This is a genomic window from Nostoc sp., assembly GCF_036917655.1.
In the GTDB taxonomy this organism is placed as follows: Bacteria; Cyanobacteriota; Cyanobacteriia; order Cyanobacteriales; family Nostocaceae; genus Nostoc.
The window spans coordinates 52,772-71,712 of sequence record NZ_JBALCY010000063.1 but is presented as its reverse complement, the minus strand read 5'-3'; the positions used below and the strand labels follow the sequence as shown (position 1 = coordinate 71,712).

Genomic DNA, 18,941 nt, shown 5'->3' with positions numbered 1-18,941 from the left:
TTTACGATTCAGGTTGATGAACTGGTATCTCAATTATAAATTTGGTACCCTCTCCTAGTGTGGAATCACACCACATCTTGCCATGATGTTTTTCTATGACTATTTTGTAGCTGATGGATAAGCCCAAGCCAGTGCCTTTACCGATAGCTTTGGTGGTGAAAAAAGGATCAAAAATGCGCGATCGCACTTTTTCAGGTATCCCCGAACCATTATCAGCGATCGCAATCTGCACCCGATTATCAGCCGTAACTTGAGTTGAAATCCAAATTTTACCGGGTTGTGTTTGTTGAGCAGATTCCTCCAGCGCATCGATCGCATTCGCCAGTAAGTTCATAAATACCTGATTGAGTTGTCCGGGATAGCACTCAACCAAAGGCAATTGAATGTAATTTTTAACCACTTCAATTGCCAAAGACTCTGGTATTGCCTTGAGGCGATGTTGCAAAATCAGCAGCGTATTGTCAATCCCCTCATGAAGATCAACAGTTTTGAATTCGGATTCATCCAGGCGGGAGAAGTTACGGAGAGATAAAACAATTTCCCGAATCCGCTCAGTGCCAACTTTCATTGATTGCAGTACCTTGGGCAGGTCTTCATTCAGAAAGTCGAGATCCACGTCATCCAAAGTTGCCTGGAGCGTTTTGGGCGGATTCGGGTAGTGCGCCTGATACGCCTGAACCAATTTCAGTAAGTCTTGACTGTAGTTATCAATATAAGTAATGTTGCCATGAATAAAATTGACAGGGTTGTTGATTTCGTGAGCAACTCCAGCGACCAGTTGCCCCAGACTCGACATCTTTTCAGTTTGAATGAGTTGCTGTTGAGTGCTGTGAAGCTGAGTTAAAGCTTGCTGAAGTTCTGTTGAACGTTGTTCTTTTTCAGTGAGCAGTGTTTTCACGCGTTCGATCAAATGGTTGAATGCAGTCGCTAAAATACCGATTTCATCCTTGGTCGTGACGGGGGCTTGCAGGTCAAAGTTAGACTCTTGGGTGACTTGCCGTGCCACCGATGTCACGGATTGCAGTGGTTTGGCAATGCTGCTCGAAATGCTAAATCCGATGATCAATGCGAAAATAACACAGCCTAAACTGGTGATACCGATCGCAATCATTGTCGGTCTGGCTTGAGCGATCGCATTGTCATACAGCGATGACCACTCTAAAATCACGGCACCAGTCACCTGTTTTTGATTGTTTGTCAGGGGAACGACAATTGATTTAATCCCTTGGGGATGATCAACGCTCTTTTCCATAAAAGTTCTGAAGTTAGTATCCTGCATCGTTTTCTGGATTTCATTGCCCTTGTCCTCATCAAAAGTCGTGCCGACACTTTCAGGAACGGCATCCGCCAAAATTAGCTTCTGCCGATTGACCACCACAATGTCGCGCTTTTGCAGATCATGCAGCAAATTGGTCAAGTTTTGCAGTTCGTCGGAACGTTCAACAGAAATGGATTTGTGATCATCAGAGATATGGTGGATCGAAACAGCAAGTACTTGGGCAACGTGTTCAGCTTCGGCGATCGCCAGAGTTTCAGCAATTTTCTGGTTTTGGGCGATCGCAACTGCACCAACAAGGCTCGTTAATAAGGAAATACCAACAAAGCTTCCAAGCAGTTTGTGAGAAATTTTCATCACGATAGACCAGCCATAACCATGTCAACCTCAAGTTAGTGTTCCCAGATATTTGAACCACAAACTTTGGAAAACTGGATGATCGTGGTAAAACTGGTAAAATTTCTGGACTGTAGGTTTTTAATTTGGCGTTCGCGTAGCGTGTCCTTTAGGACAAGGTATGGCAGATATGGCGTGTTACAGCAGTTTTCATGTATTTGAACCACATCTATCGTAAGGGCACAGCAATGCTCATTGGTGTCAACTTAAGCGCAAACCCCTTTAAAACCTCGTTTCCAGCCAGAGGCTGGAAATGCTGCTCTTGGCGGCCTGCCGCCAGCAAGGGAGGCGGAGCCTCTAGAACGGCATTCCCAGTCGGAGACTGGGAACGAGACAATCTAAAAGCTAGTTATAGACTGGTTTTCACGTTAAGTTGACACGTATGAGCAATGCTGTGCCCCTACCGCGTGGTCTATTTACCTGAAAATAGCTGTAAGCCCAAGGTAAGGGATCTTAGGGGGAGACAAAAAGGGCTAAGATGCAGACAAAATAAGTCTCATTGCCCTCTCGCTTTATTGATATAGGAATCCGATTTGATTTTTGAAAAAAGTCAAGGGACAATATTTGCGAGATAATTTTGCTGGTTTTGTGGGATACCCAACACAGGTTGTCTCAATAAAAATAATCTCAAGCAAAGGTAGAAAAACCTAAATTCGGTGGAATATCCTGAATCCGCCCAGGCCCGATCGCTCGTAATGCTTCTTTGAGTAAAATATCCCCAGTATACAAAGCACGTCCGACAATCACACCAGTCACGCCTTGAGGTTCTAACGCCAACAAACTTAACAAATCGGTGAGAGAACTTACCCCACCGGAGGCAATTATCGGGATGGAAATTACTACTGCAAGTTCTCGCAAAGCTTCTAAATTCGGGCCTGTAAGTGTACCGTCTCGGTGGATATCTGTGTAAATTATCGCGGCTGCACCCAATTCTTGCATCTGTACAGCCAGTTGAGTTGCTAAAACTTCCGAGGTTTCTAACCAACCGCGAGTTGCTACGAGTCCGTTACGGGCATCAATACCGATAATAATCTGTTCGGGAAATTCTGCACACAGTTCTTGTACTAGCTGGGGTTGTTCTACGGCGATGGTGCCGAGAATTGCCCACTGTACGCCCAGATTGAATACTTGTTGCACGCTGGTGCGATCGCGCAATCCTCCACCAATTTCAATGGGTACTGACACTGCTTGAGCGATCGCTTCAATTGCCCCCAGATTTACTACTTTACCTGCTTTGGCACCATCTAAATCAACTATATGCAATCTGGTAGCACCTTGATCTACCCACTGTTTGGCAACATCAGCCGGATTTTCGCTAAAAACTTGCGAGCGATCGTAGTCTCCTTGATACAGTCGCACACAATGACCTTCTAGTAAATCAATCGCTGGAATTACGTCCATTTACCTTTTCCTCATAACTCAATGCAATCAAACACTAGTTTTTCATTTTTAATTGCCTTACGGCTTGCCCAAAACCCAGCACAAGTAAGATGTTAGAAAGGGTCAAAAATAGTTCTGCACCACCGTGCAACCAATCCACATCTGCCAAAGACTTGCCATAATGCAATACAGCATAAATCCCCGCCGGGATGGTGATGGCAACAAACACAAGAGTGCCGTAAAATCCATACAGCGCTAAACGCGGCATTTGCGGACTGCGGCTAATAAACCACAAGAAACCCAAATAGGGAAACAGTGAAAGTGCAAACAGGGTTTCTTTAGAAATCATTGCTCTAATTTGATATGTTTTGATTCAACAGTCTCAGGAGATTTGGTAGAACGCCAAATCAAAAACGCTGCTGCCCAAAGCGTAAAATTACCAACTAAGGTCATGGTAGCTTGAAGCGTTACCAGCCATTCCAGAGATTCGGCGTTGTCGAAATAATGCCAGGTACAGGCACACATGGCGCTGACTAAAGCTGGTAACATGGCAAGGGATAATCCCCACCAATTGCGATTACCAGTCAGTTCGCCATAAGTCCAGATTAACCAAATGGCGACAATCCACTCAATAACGCTAGAAATATGAATAATCCAAGTGGGAATTGATAGGGTGTGCATAAGAAAGTTAGGAGTTAGGAGTTAGGAGAGACGCGATTAATCGCGTCTGTACAGGAGTCTTTTCTATCTTCTTCTGTTACGAAGTTTGAAAATAGAACTTGTGAATGAGTCTACTATCTGTATCAACGACAGATGTTCTGTATAAAAAAAGCTGATAATCTAAAATCTAAAATCCAAAATGGCAAAGATGCGGGCATTATTGTCTGGGTATTACGGCAAAGGTAATGGTGGTGACGAAGCTTTGTTAGCAACGCTTTTGCAAATGTTACCACCTGATGTAACGCCTGTGGTGCTTTCTGGTAATCCAGAGTCAACGCGCGATCGCTACAATGTAGAAACCTCCGATCGCATGGCTCCCTTACCTGTACTGCAAGCTTTACGCTCTTGCGATGCCTTGATTTGGGGCGGCGGCAGTCTCATTCAAGATGTTACCAGTACTATCAGCCCATTTTATTATGGGGGACTGATGGCATTGGCGCAGAAAATGGGTTTGAAAACCATTGCTTGGGCGCAGGGCATTGGCCCCTTGCTGCGTCCGCAAACTCGTTGGTTGGCACGGCAAACCTTTGGTAATTGTATCAAAATTAGTGTCCGCGATCGCGCCAGTGCTGCTTTATTATCTGATTGGCAAATTCCTTGTATTATAGCTCCTGACCCGGTTTGGGCGTTGGAGTCGAAACCAGTACCAGGACTTTGGGATTTACCTGCGCCGAGAGTTGCGGTAACGTTGCGATCGCATCCCCAACTTACAGAAACACGTCTGGCAAACTTAACTCGTGCTTTGGTGGATTTTCAAAAAGCTACGCAGGCTTTTATTTTATTACTGCCATTTCAAAAAACTGAAGATTTAAGTATTGCCGAAGCTATTCAACCGCATCTTAAAGATGTCAGCAAGATTTTGTGTCTGGAAAATCCACAACTTTTGAAAGGTGTGTTTCGCGGTGTCGAGATGGCAATTGGGATGCGTCTGCACAGCTTGATTATGGCTGCTGCTGAAGGTTGTCGCTGCTTTGCTATTAGTTATGACCCCAAGGTTAATCGTCTTATGGAAGACTTGGAAATGCCTGGGTGGGATTTGGCGACTTTACCCGATGACCCCAATTTGATTAGTCTGACTTGGATGGAGCATTACGCTAATGGCGATCCTTTATCACCAGAGCAAATACAATCTTTAGTAGATAGGGCATTAATGCACCGCGAGTTATTGAGCCAAGCTTTTTGTAATAATTAAGACCAAAATCCCAATAAAAGAGCGTATTGTACGCAACCGAGAACCGCTATAATTTTATGGCGGCAAGGGAGTAATTATCAAAATTCTGTAAATTGATTATGAAAATACTTAAGTATAGTTTATAACGAATGAGTTAAGCGATATTATTTACCTGTATCGTAAATAAGTATTGAGATCATTCCAATGATAAGCTTTGGCTTTTGGAACTTAATTATAGTAATTTTAGTTACTTTGGTTCTCAAAAATAATTGGCGATTAGATGATGAAAAGGCAGCCTGGAAAAATTCTTTATTCTTAAAATCTTCTATAATCCAACGGTTGATCAGGTTTTTTCGTCAACCAATTGTTAACTTTCTCGTCCAAGCAGCTGTTGTATTAGTCGTTACTAGATTCCTCTGTTATACAGGTTGGCTAGTTTATTTCCTAAATCAACCACATCCACCCTTATGGGATTTTAAGTGGTATTATGTGGCGAGTAAATTGGCTCATCAGCATTTGAGTCCGTTTAATGTTGAGATTTTTAACCAAAGTTTCTGTACCCTAACTAAGACGTGTGGCTTTATTCCACCGTTCGTCTATCCACCTAATATCATTCCTCTCATCTGGTTTCTTGGTTATTTTTCGATCAATACTGCATTTACAATCTGGATTGTGATGCATATGTTAGCAATCGGTTTGGCTTTATGGGGAGCGAATATCCTCTTGGAGTCGAAGTCGCGAGCTTTGAGAACTATTTGCACAATCTCGATTGCCTTGATTTATGGCTTAGTTTACGATCTTCAAGTTGGTAATATTGCCATTTTCGTTGCAGTTCTGATCTTATGGATGTTTATCTTTGCTAGAAAATATCAGGATATTCCAGCAGGTATTTGTTTGGGAATTGCCCTTTGTAAACCAACATTAGCTGCATTATTCATTCTGTATTTTCTACTTAAAAGAAGATTTTCTCTAGTTTTTGTCTGCGTTGTCACAGCAACTTCTCTAGCCTTTATAGGTCTAGCCTTGACGGGCAATTCTTTGACAGAATTCCTGTCGGATGCCGCTCGTGGATTTTCACTCTGGCTAAATGATCCATCAGTTAGCCCCTATCTTTCGATTAGTCGCCTCGATTTGATGGTTGTGGGCCCGAGATTATTTCCCAAGAATCCATTTTTTGCCAAGCTTTTATCAGACTTAATTGTTCTGATCCTTGTTGGTTTAGTGGGTTGGTATTGGTATCTACAACAATCTGTTACAGGCTGGTCAAAAAATATATATTTAGCAGAAATGGTACTAGTTTCTTGCTTGAGTATTGCCATTAACTATTCACAGCAAACTAGTTCTGTGATGTTAATACCTGCTGTGGTTTTTTTGCTAAATGATTTGCTGTATCAGATTAGGCATTGTACATTTTCTAGGAAAAGAATGTCTGTTTGGTTAGCAGGCGTTTGCTGTGTAGCAGTGCAAACAGCAGTTATTCATGGCTGGCTCATCGGCTCTCTTGCAAAGCACTGGAATGTGAAAGCAGGGGAATTGCCCTACTTTATGAAAGTAACTATCTTCGCCCTACCGAGTTATGCCATTTTAGCAATCACCCTAAGTATTTTAGTATTAGCAATTAATTCGCTGCGGCAAAAACAGGTTCTGAAATTTCAATCTTTGAATCGGGTGTCAGAATAATTCCTAATTGATAAGCTAAACCACATCTAGTTTGCATAATCTAAAATTGTACATTTCTTGTGGGGTGGGCGTCTCGCCCGCACAATATATGCAAGTTAAATGTGGAACAGCTTAATGACGGTCTCTGCCAGACGCTCTAGCTAGCTAGCTTGCTTGTATTGTAGAGGTACGAATACTCGCTCTCAGCGAACGCAAGAGCGTCTTTTGGAGTTGCCATGCCGTTGGCGAACGCGAACAGCGTGTTGCCAGACTTGCCTCTCGAAGGCGAACAGCGTCTTTGAAGGAGAAGAGAAAGCTTTACGTTGCGCTAACATAATATGCTCCATAACCGTCAGTAACTAACCACCCCAAAAAGGCATCGCCAATCAGGCGTAGGAGTTCTTCTTTTCTGCAACTACCGATATGATAAACCGCAATTGTTTGAGTAATCGCCACCCACAACCGCAATCGTACATTGCCTCTCTTTTTTTGTTGATCTACCTTTTGTGTACCTTGTCAATGCGTAAGTCTTACACTCGTTTCCCACAGATCGACTGCTTTGTGCTCATCGTAGGATTCATCAGACGATCGAATTTCCTTCAGTCCATCAAAATATCGACCTGTCACCTGATCTAGTGCGGGATCGAGAATGAGCCGAGCCAGCGCACTGCCCATCACTTGAGAGTCTCTCGATTGCTCTAGAGTCGATGCTGACAGAGTTGCCTTGAGCGCGGAGCGTTCTGATTCGCTATAGTCTCGACTCAACTTTGTATCGAGCATCAAGCCCGGATTAAACGCATTCACTGTCATCTTCGACTGCTGCTTTTGCAAACGGCGCGAAAGCTCATAAGTACAGAGCAGGTTGCAGAGTTTGGAAGTGGTATAGCGCACCCGCCCAACCGTTGCAATGTCCATCTGATTATCATCACCCGTCGGAAATGCTAGGGCGTTTGCATCCTGATAGTTTGGGTGAGGCATTCCAGTATTTGCTTCTGGATTGTGGGTATCACTACTGACAAATACAATGCGGGAGCGATCGCTTAACTGTGGCAGCAGCAAATTGACAAGTAGAAAGTGTCCTAGATGGTTCACGCCAAAGGTCATCTCGAATCCATTTTCTGTGTAGCGTGTGCCTGAAACGATTTGAACTCCTGCATTACACACGATCGCGTGTAAAGGGGGATGTTCTCTGGTCTGGAAATCTTGCACGAACTGACGCACGGATGCCAGAGATGCCAAATCAAGGGTCATCCCTTCAATAAAAGAATAGTTCGTTTCAGCAGTCAATTGTTGAACCGCTTCTTCAACTTTGGGCAGATTTCGACTGGCGATGATAATGTGCCAGTCTTGTTTAGATTGTGCGATCGCTTGGGCACAATAGTATCCCAGACCACTATTACCTCCTGTAATGATCACCGTTTTACTAGCTTTAATTGGAGTTTGCATCATGTTCAGCCTGTAAATTGAAAACCTATGTCAAACTTAAAGGATGGAGCATACTCCAATGTCAAGTAGAAATCTTCAATCTCCTCAGTAATCTATGTTGATTAGCGAACTTTCTCAGAAAGTAGGACTCTCGAAAGACACGATCCGTTTTTACGAGAAGGCTGGACTTTTAGACTCAAGCAGCAAGCGTTCAGAGAATAACTATCGGAATTACAGCGATGAAGCAGTCTCACGTTTAGAGTTCGTCCAGCATGGAAAAGCCCTTGGATTTACGCTCAGTGAAATAAGGAAAGCTCTCGATGAGTGGGACACCTCTTCAACTGAAGATAAGCTGCGGAGCATTCGCAATAAGATTGCAGAAATGGATGAGAAGATTGGACAGTTTCAAGCGTTTAAATCTCATCTCATCGAGAAGCTCAAACGGATGGAAAGCATAGGCACGTAGCTTTAACGGTATTGTCAACTTAACTCTTCAGTCTTCCCAGTTTTATCTCTGTAATTATCGATTCTACTCCTCTTCTGTCACTCTCCAAAAATATTTGCCTTTTCGGAGTTCTAGAGCTTTTGTATAGCAAGCAATTGCGCGATTATTTTCTAACATATTGATGCTAAAGTTTAAAACAAGTTTTGCCTTTTCCCACTGACAATCCCTGACCATTGCACTTTTTTCTCTTTCTCCCGGCGGTAAGAAAAGAAATGCTCTGGAGTTTGGAAAGTACAATAAGGTGCGATCGCAATTTGTTCTGCACTAATCCCCAAATTTTCCAGTTGTAAGGCATTCACTCGCCGGACATCCAGCCGTACCTTTCCTGGATTGGGGTCTTCTAGCAAAGGTGAATTTGGTAGCTCGTGTAATGCAGTTACAATTTTTTGTTCGTCTTCATGTGGTATAATGCTAGCCCCAATTTCAGCAGCCACTTCGATAGAGACTTGGTAAACCTCACCAGCGATCGCCGGGCCCATCGCAATTCTCAAATCATCGAGTTTGCTGCCTTGAGATTGTAGTCGAGCGATCGCTAGGGGTACAATCTTCTTGGCAGTCCCCCGCCAGCCTGCGTGTAATGCTGCCACCCGTCCAGTTACCACATCCCCAATCAGCACGGGTGTACAATCTGCACTAGCTACCCAGACTGCTTGGAGAGGCTGCTCGCTAACTAAACCATCTGCCGATGCTAAATCCTCCCCAAGAGTGCAAAAGAAGCTCTCAATTTCTTGGGGCGTGAGAACAGTATTGCCATGAACCTGCTTTAAGCGATAGACTGATGCCTCTGGTTGCAATACTTCTGTGAGAACTTGTGGCGATCGCGGCCAAAACTGCTGGGTAAAGAAGCCGTGATGCCAATGCTCCAGAATACTACAAGTTAAATAGGGCAGTCCTTCCCAATTGCGCCAGTGCCAAGTGTGCATCTTCAACCAAACCTAAACAGAAATCACTCATCAGCCAATCAATGCTAACTTGAACAACGGAATTTGGGTTAACTGCTGTGGGATTTAATCTGCAAAACTTGGAAGCAGCCTTGAAAGCAGGGCGTAAGTATACATATTTACCATTTTCTCTCCACTTTTTTGAAAGCGTCTCTTCAACTAACCAAACCCTCTGGAACTTACTCAACCAAGGGGCTATTTCAGGAACAGTAGTAATCGCAACCGTGCAATCTGCTGGGCGGGGACAATGGGGACGCCAGTGGATTTCTCCGGTTGGGGGATTATATGTTTCCGTGGCGATTTCTTGCGACCACAAAATAGAGGCTACTGACAGCTACCAGCTAACTTTCGCTACTGCTTGGGGAATTGCGTCTCAATTGCGCCAGTGCGGTGTAGATGTTGGGATAAAATGGCCCAATGATTTAGTTTTAAATGGTCGCAAACTAGGCGGCATTTTGACAGAAACCAAAGTAAACAAAGGACAAATTACCCAAGCAGTAATTGGTGTTGGTATTAACTGGACAAACCCAGTACCCGAAACTGGAATCAATTTGGAATCGTGGCAAGCTTCCCAAGATTTCAGACCAATTTATTGTCTAGAAATGCTAACCTCTAAAGTCTTACTGGGAATAGAATCCGGTATGGAGTGCCTTTGGCAAGAAGGAGTAAGCATACTCTTGTCTCGCTATCTAGATTTGCTTACAAACATGGGCGATCGGGTGTACGTCAATAATCTTTCAGGTACTGTAGTTGGGGTGACTCCTCAAGGAAATTTACGAGTTGATTTGGAAACACATGATACAAAGGAACTAATTACACCGGAAATTTATATTGAACCCGGTACAATCAGTTTGGGATACCATAAATCTTCCGTTTAAATTTTAGGTTTGTTCAAAATATAGCTCTTTGGGCAAGACAAACCACTAGCATCATCTCTTTAGGCTAATTACACACAACTGAGAGAACAAATGACGCAGCGCAATAATTCTGCCCATCATCGTTTGCACTACTTATGGCAGCAAGGTCTAACGAAAAAACGCTTTGCCTCTACGCTACCAGCTCAGAGCCTCTGTTGGCTGAGTAGCGTCAGCCTCCTCAGCGGCGGCTTTGTGTTTGCCCAAACGGAAACACAAATAGACAACATCGTTCCCACTGTTGAAAGTTCCCAGCCAACAGCAGTTACAAATCCAGTTAGAAAACAGGCTGTTGCGCCGGAAGCAGCGTCAGCGCAACCGGAATTTTCCCAACGGCGAAGCAGACTTAGACAGAGATTAGGCAAGCCAGAGGTTGCTCGATCAAAAGAGCCAGTTAGGCAGTCTACGCCCAAAATCGAAGCTGCTGATCCTGTTGTGATTATCAGACAGTCAAAGCCCAAGGTAGAAGCCTCACAGGTTACTCCTGCAAGGGTGAGACAGGAAAAACCCAATACCCCTGCCCGCTCTTTACCTGAAAAACTGCCAGAAGTTGCTCAACCAGCAAATAACTCAAACAGCCCTGTCAGTGCAACTGCGGGGAAAACCAAGGATTATAATAACGCCTATATTGATCCTAATAGTTATGACAGTGGTGCCACAGGTACTTATCAAGCACCAAATTCCGTAATTCTCACAGAACGCTCCAGTGGTTGCCGAGCCATCTTGCCGTCAGGGCAAAGCGTATTAGGTGGCGTTTGTGCCAAAGTACCCCAAAGGAGTGTAGCTGATTCTAATGGTAAAGCAGCACCTAATTGGCTTAGAAGAAGTCAAAATGCCCAATTAGCAGTAGTTCCACCCGTGCGGCAAGTTGCAACTACTGGCAGCACCAGCAGATGGCGTGCCACTCCAAATGTTTCTAGTGGTGACACCAAAAGCGCATATCGCCCTAATCGGTTTATCCCCAATCCCGGCGAGTTCAGCCCCACAACAGTGAGTGCAACTCCCATCGCCCCCAGTGGCGGAACTTTACCTCCACCAATGGCAGATGGCAACATTGCACCCCGCCCCAGCAACGTAGCTTACGACTTCTCACTGGCATCAGTATTGCCGCAAATCCCCTACACAGGGAGAGTCGCCTATAGCGGTACGGGAATGATGTATCCATTGTCTATTCCCGCTCCCATTACCTCGTTGTTTGGTTGGCGAATTCATCCAATCACAGGCGATCGCCGCTTCCATGCTGGTACAGACTTAGGTGCGCCTATGGGAACGCCAGTTTTGGCAGCAGCTGCTGGTCAAGTGGAAACTGCTAACTGGGTGGGTGGTTATGGTTTAACCGTTATCCTGAATCACAAATCTGCTGAACAAACTCTCTACGGTCACATGTCAGAAATTCTTGTTCAACCCGGTCAGTGGGTACAACCTGGAACTGTCATCGGGCGTGTTGGCAGTACTGGGAACTCCACAGGCCCTCACCTGCACTTTGAAGTCCGTCACCTGACACAAGATGGATGGGTTGCTGTTGACTCAGGAGTGGAATTACAAAGTGCCCTCAGCCAGTTAGTGCGAGGCTTGCAGACCGCCCAGGTTAGCCAGCAACCAGGCAGCTAGAAGAAAGTTAGGAGTGAGGAGTGAAGAGTTATGAATTTAAAACTCCAAACTCCAAACTCCTAACTCCAAACTCCAAACTCCAAACTCCTAACTTTTTTAGTTAAAAATACCCGTGTTCTGCTAAGAATGCGGGCGTAATGCCATCTATACTAGTTTCATCAGGGGTTGTGGTGTGTGGGTTGCCAGAAGAAAGGAATTTTTCCACGTATTTGCCGAGAATATCCCCTTCTAGATTCACCAAACTCCCAGGAACCAAATAGCGAAGATTTGTCTCGGCATAGGTGAGGGGAATTACCGCCACCTTGAATTGGGAGAGTTCTGGCTCATATGCGGCGACTGTGAGGCTGATGCCATTGACAGCAATGCTACCTTTAGGGACAATGTACCGAGCGATCGCATCAGATGCAATAAAGGTCATTTCCCAAGAACTAGCCGTTTGTTCTGCCACTAGCAATCGACCGATGCCGTCTACATGACCCATCACAAAATGACCACCAACTTTGCTGCCCACCCTGAGCGACGCTTCTAAATTGACATATCTCTGTGGCGTTTGCTCACCTCCCAACGTCGTGCGGCGTAGAGTTTCCGGTGAAGCCGTGGCGATAAACCCGTCTTTTAAAACTTTTTCTACTGTCAGGCAAACACCATCTACAGCAACACTGTCACCATAAGCCAAATCTTGCATAATTACTTCGCCCGACTGGCTTACACAAGTAATTTGCCAAGAATCGCCCCCTAAGGGTTCCATCGTTCCTAATGACTGGATTAATCCTGTAAACACGGCTTTTTTGTCAAACTAACTCTATTTATTACCTAATTTTGCCTGAAATCAATTGGTAATTGTCACATAAATCTCGAACATCCAAGTATATTTTCTGACTTTGTTTCGGATAGGAATATTAACACATTAGCATCCTTCACAAGGCATACTTGGGTAAGAAGGTTATTGTCTAAGAAGACCAATTTGACTTACTCTGGTTTTCACCACAAGTTCGGAGTTTAATAGAAGCAATTATAGAGAACAAATGCTTATGTTTATTACTGTCACCAAACCGCCGAAAAATGGGTACTATTTGTTACACAGCATCCAAGGCTCTCAAAGCATTGTAGAGGCTTAGGCAATGATTGAAATGAAAGTCGCTGGCATAGCATTAGATGCCATAACCCGCAGCCCGATCGTCCTTTTGAAAGATTCTTCAGATCGGCGGGCTTTGCCAATTTACATCGGTCAGGAACAGGCTAGGGCAATTATGGGTGCATTGGAGAATCAGAAGCCTCCCAGACCCTTAACCCACGACCTGATTGTGAATCTTCTAGAGACTTGGAACATGACTCTAGAAAAGGTGATTATTCATTCCCTGCAAAAGGATACATTTTATGCAGCTTTAATCGTCCAGCAAGGCGAAGTCAAAAAAGAAATTGACGCGCGTCCTAGCGATGCGATCGCTATTGCCCTCCGTACAAATACCCCCATCTGGGTAATGGAAGAAGTGATTGCCGATGCTTCTATCCCTGTTGATCGCGATGCAGATGAAGCCGAACAGCAAGCCTTCCGTGAATTTATTTCCAATCTCCGTCCTGAAGATTTGATCAAGCGCTTTGGTAATGGCGACAGCTAAAAAAGTTAGGAGTTAGGAGTTATGAGTTATAGGAATTACACAAAATTGTCTCAAAAACCTGATTTGTCGTAGCGGTAATTCATGAATTACCGCTACTTCAGAACTTTTTTGCGTAAGTCCTAAGTTATTTTGCTTCGACTCCTAACTCCTAAGCTAAAAAAGTTAGGGTTAAGAGTTATAAATTACTTCCTTCAACTCCTAACTCCTAACTTCTAACTCCTAACTCTGTTTAAAAATGCAATACCGACGCTTTGGAAAAACGAATTTGCGCTTCTCGGTTTTTTCCTTGGGAACAATGCGCTACTTGGCTTGTTTTGAAAATGCTCACCAGACCATCGAACAAGCCTTAGCACTAGGAATTAATCATCTAGAAACCGCCAGAGGTTACGGCAAAAGCGAGGAGTATCTTGGTAGGGCGCTAAAAGCTGGGTTGTCAGTACCCCGAACGAGGCTTTACATCACTACCAAAATCTCAGCTACAGCAGATGCTGACTCCATGCGTCGGTGCATCGACGAATCCCTAGAACGATTACAGCTAGATTATTTAGATTGCTTAGGTGTTCATGGTTTGAACACTTGGCAACATTTGGAGTGGGTACAAGCCAAAAATGGCTGTATGCAAGCTGTAGAGGAAGCTGTTGCTGATGGTCGAGTGCGACACGTTGGTTTTTCCACCCACGGATCATTAGAATTAATTCAGGCAGCTATCAATACAGATTTATTTGAATTTGTCAATCTGCATTATTACTATTTTTTCCAACGGCACGCACCAGCGATTCAACTAGCTGCCGAAAAGGACATGGGGATTTTCATTATTTCCCCTGCTGATAAGGGAGGACGCCTCTACACGCCACCCCAAACTCTAAAAGACCTGTGTTATCCGTATTTACCATTAGATTTAAACTATCGCTTTTTACTTTCAGACAACCGTATTACTACTTTGAGTATAGGGCCAGCAAACCCAGATGAATTGATTGAACCTTTGCGAGTTGCTGACGATGATGGAGAGTTAACATCAGCAGAAAATTCTGCTTTTGAGCGTTTAGAAAATCACCAAAAAGTCGCTTTGGAAACTGATAAGTGTAGCCAGTGTTATGCTTGTTTGCCCTGTCCAGCAAATATCAATATTCCAGAGGTATTGCGGTTACGAAATCTTGCAGTGGCATACGACATGAAAGACTATGGACAATATCGTTACGGAATGTTTGAAAATGCTGGTCACTGGTTCCCTGGAATGAAAGGCAATCGCTGTACAGAATGTGGTGACTGTTTGCCTCGGTGTCCAGAAAAGTTAGATATTCCAGCTTTGTTGGAAGATACTCACCAAAAATTAAGTGGGAAAGCAGGTAGGAGATTGTGGGGTTGACTTTTATGTTTTGCGCCTATCACAGCCGATAAAAATGTAAAATTTATAAAAGATTAAAAAAGTCAGGAAAATCTGCCCAAGCTGGGGTATCTCGCGGCAAGAAAGATGAAGATTAAAAAAAAAGAAATATCCTACGCCAATCACTGACGGTTTTCCGCTACAGTGGACGGGCTGTAAGCTTAGTTTGGACTACTAGCCGATCGCTTACTATTCTTCTGGCGAGTTTAACTCTAGTAGCTGGTCTTTTACCGGCGGCGATATCCTACATCAGTAAGTTAATTGTTGATGCAGTGGTATTTGCCTCTCATAACTCAGACAGCAATGGTTTTGTCAATATTTATCACCCTTTTTTGTATGTAGGATTAGAAGCGATCGCTGTAATTTTACTAGCAGGCAGTCAGCGGGGACTCACCATTTGTCAGTCGTTATTGCGGGCGCTAATGGGTCAGCGAGTAAATGTACTCATCTTAGAAAAGGCGCTGACACTGGATCTCAGGCAGTTTGAAGATTCAGAATTCTATGACAAATTGACCAACGCCCGACGAGAAGCATCAGTTCGTCCTCTTTCTTTAGTAAGCCGCACCTTTGGGTTGGTGCAAAGTGCCCTTTCCCTAATCACCTACGGTATTTTACTAGTAAATTTCTCCGTTTGGGCGGTGGTGGTGCTGATTTTGGCAGCTATGCCTGTATTTATTGCCGAAACTAAGTTTGCTGGAGAAGGCTTTCGCTTGTTTAGTTGGCGTGCGCCAGAAACCCGCCAACAGAACTACTTAGAAAATCTGCTAGCAAGAGAAGATTTTGTCACAGAAGTCAAACTCTACCAGCTGGGAGAGATGCTGTTAGAACGTTACCGCAACCTGTTCGATCAACTCTATGGCGAAGACCGCGATTTGACTCTAAGGCGAGGATTGTGGGGCTATCTCCTAAGTTTAGTCAGTACTGCTGCTTTTTACCTAGCTTATGCTTGGATTGTGCTGGAAACAGTGTTAGGTAAGATTTCTTTGGGAGACATGACACTATATCTGACTGTGTTTCGTCAAGGACAGTCTACTTTTTCCAATGCTCTCACCTCTATTGGAGGAATGTATGAAGACAACCTATATCTATCAAATCTCTACGATTTCCTCGAAGAGAAAGTACCAAAGTCTTGGGGTAAGGCAACCATTGGTTTAAATCCCCAAGATGGTATCCGTTTTGAGAACGTCTCATTTACTTATCCGGGGAGTTCCAAGCCAGCGTTGACAAATATTTCGCTACACTTGAAACCCAGAGAGAAACTAGCAATTGTGGGTGAAAACGGTTCTGGTAAGACTACCTTAATCAAACTACTTACCCGACTCTATACCCCTGATTCTGGGCGAATTTTCTTAGATGGCTTGGATTTGCAGGAATGGGATGTGGATGTGTTGCGGCGTCGGATTGGTGTAATTTTTCAGAACTTTGTCCGCTATCAATTCACTGTAGGTGAGAATATTGGCGTGGGCGATGTAGAACATCTCGAAAACAAAACCCGTTGGCAAACTGCTGCCCAAAAAGGCATGGCCCAATCTTTTATTGACCAATTACCCCAAAGCTTCCAGACTCAACTTGGTCGTTGGTTTAAGGGAGGACAGGAACTTTCGGGGGGACAGTGGCAGAAAATTGCCTTGTCTCGTGCTTTTATGCGATCGCAAGCAGATATCTTGGTGTTAGATGAACCAACATCAGCAATAGATGCCCAAGCTGAGTTTGAGATTTTCAATCATTTTCGCGCTATTACTCAAAATCAGATGGTGCTTTTGATTTCCCATCGCTTCTCGACGGTACGGATGGCTGACAAAATTTTAGTAATAGAAAATGGGGAAGTTATAGAACAAGGAACTCACGAAGAATTGTTACAGCTAGGAGGACGTTATGCAAAATTATTTCTGTTACAAGCAGCCGGTTATCAATAGGAAATAGGGCTAGGAGTTACTTTTGAATTGAGATAGCGATGCCTAGGTTGGGCTGCGCCTACGCTCACTTTCTAGAAAGTACCTAGCCGCTCATCTAACTACGTTAGACTGCTCGATATAAATTGCTGAAATCCCTTGAGTGCAGTTGTTATTTGATAAAATTATGCAAGTTATACAACAGCGATACTACACACCAGAAGAATATTTAGAACTAGAAGAAGCTGCTGACTACAAAAGTGAATACATTGATGGGCAAATAATTCCTATGGCGGGTGGGACAATAAATCATAATCAAATAGCACTTAACTTAAGTACTGAGTTTAATTTTGCTTTTAAAAAGCAGAACTACCGGGTTTTAATGAGTGATGTTCGTCTGTGGATACCTCAAAAGCATACCTACACCTATCCAGATGTGATGATTCTAGCGGGTGAACCGGAGTATTTCAACAAGCGGACGGATATAATTGTCAACCCACAGGTCATTGTGGAGGTTTTATCTAAATCGACTAAAGGCTACGATCGCGAAGATAAATTTCAGGCTTACCGAACTATTTCCACTTTCCAAGAATATCTATTAATTGACCAAACTCAGATTCATGTAGAGCAGTTTTCAAAAATTGGAAAAAAGCAATGGACGCTTCGTGAATATGATGAAGAGGATGAAGCGATCGCACTTGTAACCGTACCCTTTGAGATTTCCCTACAGGATTTATACAACAAGGTGAAATTTGAGCCTGTTGAGCCAGAAGGGGGAAGTGCTGATGTTGAGGAATTTAAATAAGGGGAGCGGGTTAATAGAGTTGAGCAGTTGTTCCTTTTTGCTAGAGTGAAAAGGGTCAAGACTGCTTATACTAATATCAGTCATTGCCTCTTTGTTGTCTCCGGCTAGCAAAATTATGTTGAAGACGATAAAAATAGAAAATTTCCGTAGTTTCCAATCTTTCGAGCTTCAGCAACTTGGTAGAGTCAACCTACTTGTTGGTAAAAACAACAGTGGTAAAACATCAATATTGGAAGCTATTCAACTTTTATGTTCACGGACTAATCTTGAGCCACTTGCTGAGGTTATGACTAACCGAGGTGAATATTTTTGGAATGATAATCAAATAAAAAATCGTGAGCTTGATATTTGTCATCTTTTTTACGGACATGAAATTCAACCAGATAGCAAACTTTGTATATCAGGTATGAATGGCGAAACTAAAGAGACAATTACTGTTAGTATAGGAGCGCGTTACTTTCACCTTGATGATGATTTGGGAAGAGAATTAAATGAAAAATCTAGCAGTTTAAATGAATCTTCAATTTTAATAAAAGATCTTAATTTTGGGATCAACTGGACTAATGGAGAGGAAACAGAAATTTTGAACTTTCCCTTATCAAATAATAATGGTTTAGATTTAGATTATATTCAGCGATTCCGTCGAGATGGTAAAAATCCAGCACCAAAAATACAATTTATAACGTCATCTTCTCTAGGAACTGAGAAGATGATTGAACTCTTTGATCAGATAGTACTAACGTCTGAGGAAAAACTTGTAGAGCAGGCACTACAGAGGATAGACTCTAAAATTCAACGGATTGCTCCAATTAGTTCTCAAAAATTACGGCATTCTTCAGTTTATCGTGGTGGTTTCCGTGTGCTACTTTCTGACAGAAATCAGCCTGTACCAATTGGCAGTATGGGTGATGGTATTTGGCGGATATTAGGACTTGTATTGGCTATAGTATGTGCTAAAGATGGATACTTATTTGTTGATGAGATTGATACCGGACTCCATTTTACAGCTATGTCTGATATGTGGAAAATGATTTGGGAAACAGCCAAAAGATTAAATGTGCAAGTTTTCGCAACTACACACAATAGTGATTGTTGGACAAGTTTAGCCAGTATTGCAGAGCAGCAAGATGCCACTGAGGATGGTATTAGAATTCACAGAATTGAAAAAGGTAAAGACACAAGTGTAGTCTTCACTGAACCTCAAATCGTCATTGCTGCTGAAAGAGAAATTGAGGTACGTTAG

General features: G+C 43.4%; 17 protein-coding genes and 1 pseudogene. 10 read left to right on the top strand and 8 right to left on the bottom strand.

Annotated features, from left to right (window positions below):
• Nucleotide 1: 1 nt before the first annotated feature.
• The 4 genes from V7K30_RS21580 to V7K30_RS21565 all read right to left on the bottom strand — a co-directional run bounded on the left by V7K30_RS21580 (nt 2) and on the right by V7K30_RS21565 (nt 3,733).
• Nucleotides 2-1,633, bottom strand: a complete 1,632-nt coding sequence (locus V7K30_RS21580) for a sensor histidine kinase (RefSeq protein WP_335002727.1) — start codon at nt 1,631-1,633, stop codon at nt 2-4.
• A 666-nt stretch (nt 1,634-2,299) separates the two neighbouring features.
• Nucleotides 2,300-3,073: a 1-(5-phosphoribosyl)-5-[(5-phosphoribosylamino)methylideneamino]imidazole-4-carboxamide isomerase gene (gene hisA, locus V7K30_RS21575; protein WP_335002725.1), complete on the bottom strand. Its 774-nt coding sequence runs from the start codon at nt 3,071-3,073 to the stop codon at nt 2,300-2,302.
• A 34-nt stretch (nt 3,074-3,107) separates the two neighbouring features.
• Nucleotides 3,108-3,401 carry a DUF3593 domain-containing protein gene (locus V7K30_RS21570; protein WP_335002723.1) on the bottom strand — a complete coding sequence of 98 codons (294 nt, stop codon included), beginning with the start codon at nt 3,399-3,401 and terminating at the stop codon, nt 3,108-3,110.
• Nucleotides 3,398-3,733, bottom strand: coding sequence for a DUF2499 domain-containing protein (locus V7K30_RS21565; protein ID WP_335002721.1), 336 nt, complete (start codon nt 3,731-3,733; stop codon nt 3,398-3,400). Before V7K30_RS21565 ends, V7K30_RS21570 begins: the two co-directional genes overlap by 4 nt.
• A gap of 187 nt (nt 3,734-3,920) precedes the next feature.
• On the opposite strand from V7K30_RS21565, the gene csaB reads away from it, so the two are divergent.
• Nucleotides 3,921-4,964, top strand: coding sequence for a polysaccharide pyruvyl transferase CsaB (gene csaB / locus V7K30_RS21560; RefSeq protein WP_335002826.1), 1,044 nt, complete (start codon nt 3,921-3,923; stop codon nt 4,962-4,964).
• 183 nt (nt 4,965-5,147) lie between these two features.
• Nucleotides 5,148-6,623 (top strand): glycosyltransferase family 87 protein, encoded by a 1,476-nt coding sequence (locus tag V7K30_RS21555; protein ID WP_335002719.1) that lies wholly within the window; start codon nt 5,148-5,150, stop codon nt 6,621-6,623.
• A 315-nt stretch (nt 6,624-6,938) separates the two neighbouring features.
• Here the strand turns inward: V7K30_RS21555 and V7K30_RS21550 are convergent.
• Nucleotides 6,939-7,091, bottom strand: a pseudogene (locus V7K30_RS21550) (hypothetical protein); the annotation flags it as partial.
• 27 nt (nt 7,092-7,118) lie between these two features.
• The gene (locus tag V7K30_RS21545; RefSeq protein ID WP_335002717.1) at nt 7,119-8,051 is read right to left on the bottom strand and encodes an SDR family NAD(P)-dependent oxidoreductase; all 933 of its coding nucleotides are present in this window, start codon (nt 8,049-8,051) and stop codon (nt 7,119-7,121) included.
• Between the two features lie 91 nt (nt 8,052-8,142).
• Between V7K30_RS21545 and V7K30_RS21540 the strand changes: the two genes are divergently transcribed.
• Nucleotides 8,143-8,493 (top strand): MerR family transcriptional regulator, encoded by a 351-nt coding sequence (locus V7K30_RS21540; RefSeq protein ID WP_334979548.1) that lies wholly within the window; start codon nt 8,143-8,145, stop codon nt 8,491-8,493.
• 170 nt (nt 8,494-8,663) lie between these two features.
• Here V7K30_RS21540 and pgeF read toward each other — a convergent pair whose 3' ends face one another.
• Nucleotides 8,664-9,455 carry a peptidoglycan editing factor PgeF gene (pgeF, locus tag V7K30_RS21535; protein ID WP_335002715.1) on the bottom strand — a complete coding sequence of 264 codons (792 nt, stop codon included), beginning with the start codon at nt 9,453-9,455 and terminating at the stop codon, nt 8,664-8,666.
• A 77-nt stretch (nt 9,456-9,532) separates the two neighbouring features.
• On the opposite strand from pgeF, the gene V7K30_RS21530 reads away from it, so the two are divergent.
• Together V7K30_RS21530 and V7K30_RS21525 are read left to right on the top strand one after the other, a co-directional pair.
• The gene (locus V7K30_RS21530) at nt 9,533-10,351 is read left to right on the top strand and encodes a biotin--[acetyl-CoA-carboxylase] ligase (RefSeq protein ID WP_335002713.1); all 819 of its coding nucleotides are present in this window, start codon (nt 9,533-9,535) and stop codon (nt 10,349-10,351) included.
• A 90-nt stretch (nt 10,352-10,441) separates the two neighbouring features.
• Nucleotides 10,442-11,998, top strand: coding sequence for a M23 family metallopeptidase (locus tag V7K30_RS21525; RefSeq protein WP_335002712.1), 1,557 nt, complete (start codon nt 10,442-10,444; stop codon nt 11,996-11,998).
• A gap of 100 nt (nt 11,999-12,098) precedes the next feature.
• On the opposite strand, the gene V7K30_RS21520 is transcribed toward V7K30_RS21525, so the two are convergent.
• Nucleotides 12,099-12,779, bottom strand: coding sequence for a riboflavin synthase (locus tag V7K30_RS21520; RefSeq protein WP_335002710.1), 681 nt, complete (start codon nt 12,777-12,779; stop codon nt 12,099-12,101).
• Between the two features lie 340 nt (nt 12,780-13,119).
• Here V7K30_RS21520 and V7K30_RS21515 point away from each other — a divergent pair, with 340 nt between their 5' ends.
• From V7K30_RS21515 to V7K30_RS21495, 5 genes are all read left to right on the top strand, one after another.
• Entirely contained in the window at nt 13,120-13,617 is a 498-nt protein-coding gene (locus V7K30_RS21515) for a bifunctional nuclease family protein (protein ID WP_012406891.1), read from the top strand.
• Between the two features lie 235 nt (nt 13,618-13,852).
• A complete protein-coding gene (locus V7K30_RS21510) occupies nt 13,853-14,983 on the top strand; it encodes an aldo/keto reductase (protein ID WP_335002708.1) in 1,131 nt (376 codons plus the stop codon).
• A gap of 128 nt (nt 14,984-15,111) precedes the next feature.
• A complete protein-coding gene (locus tag V7K30_RS21505) occupies nt 15,112-16,917 on the top strand; it encodes an ABC transporter ATP-binding protein (protein WP_335002824.1) in 1,806 nt (601 codons plus the stop codon).
• A gap of 163 nt (nt 16,918-17,080) precedes the next feature.
• The gene (locus V7K30_RS21500; protein ID WP_335002706.1) at nt 17,081-17,698 is read left to right on the top strand and encodes a Uma2 family endonuclease; all 618 of its coding nucleotides are present in this window, start codon (nt 17,081-17,083) and stop codon (nt 17,696-17,698) included.
• A 115-nt stretch (nt 17,699-17,813) separates the two neighbouring features.
• On the top strand, nt 17,814-18,941 hold the full coding sequence (locus tag V7K30_RS21495) for an AAA family ATPase (protein WP_335002704.1): 1,128 nt from the start codon (nt 17,814-17,816) through the stop codon (nt 18,939-18,941).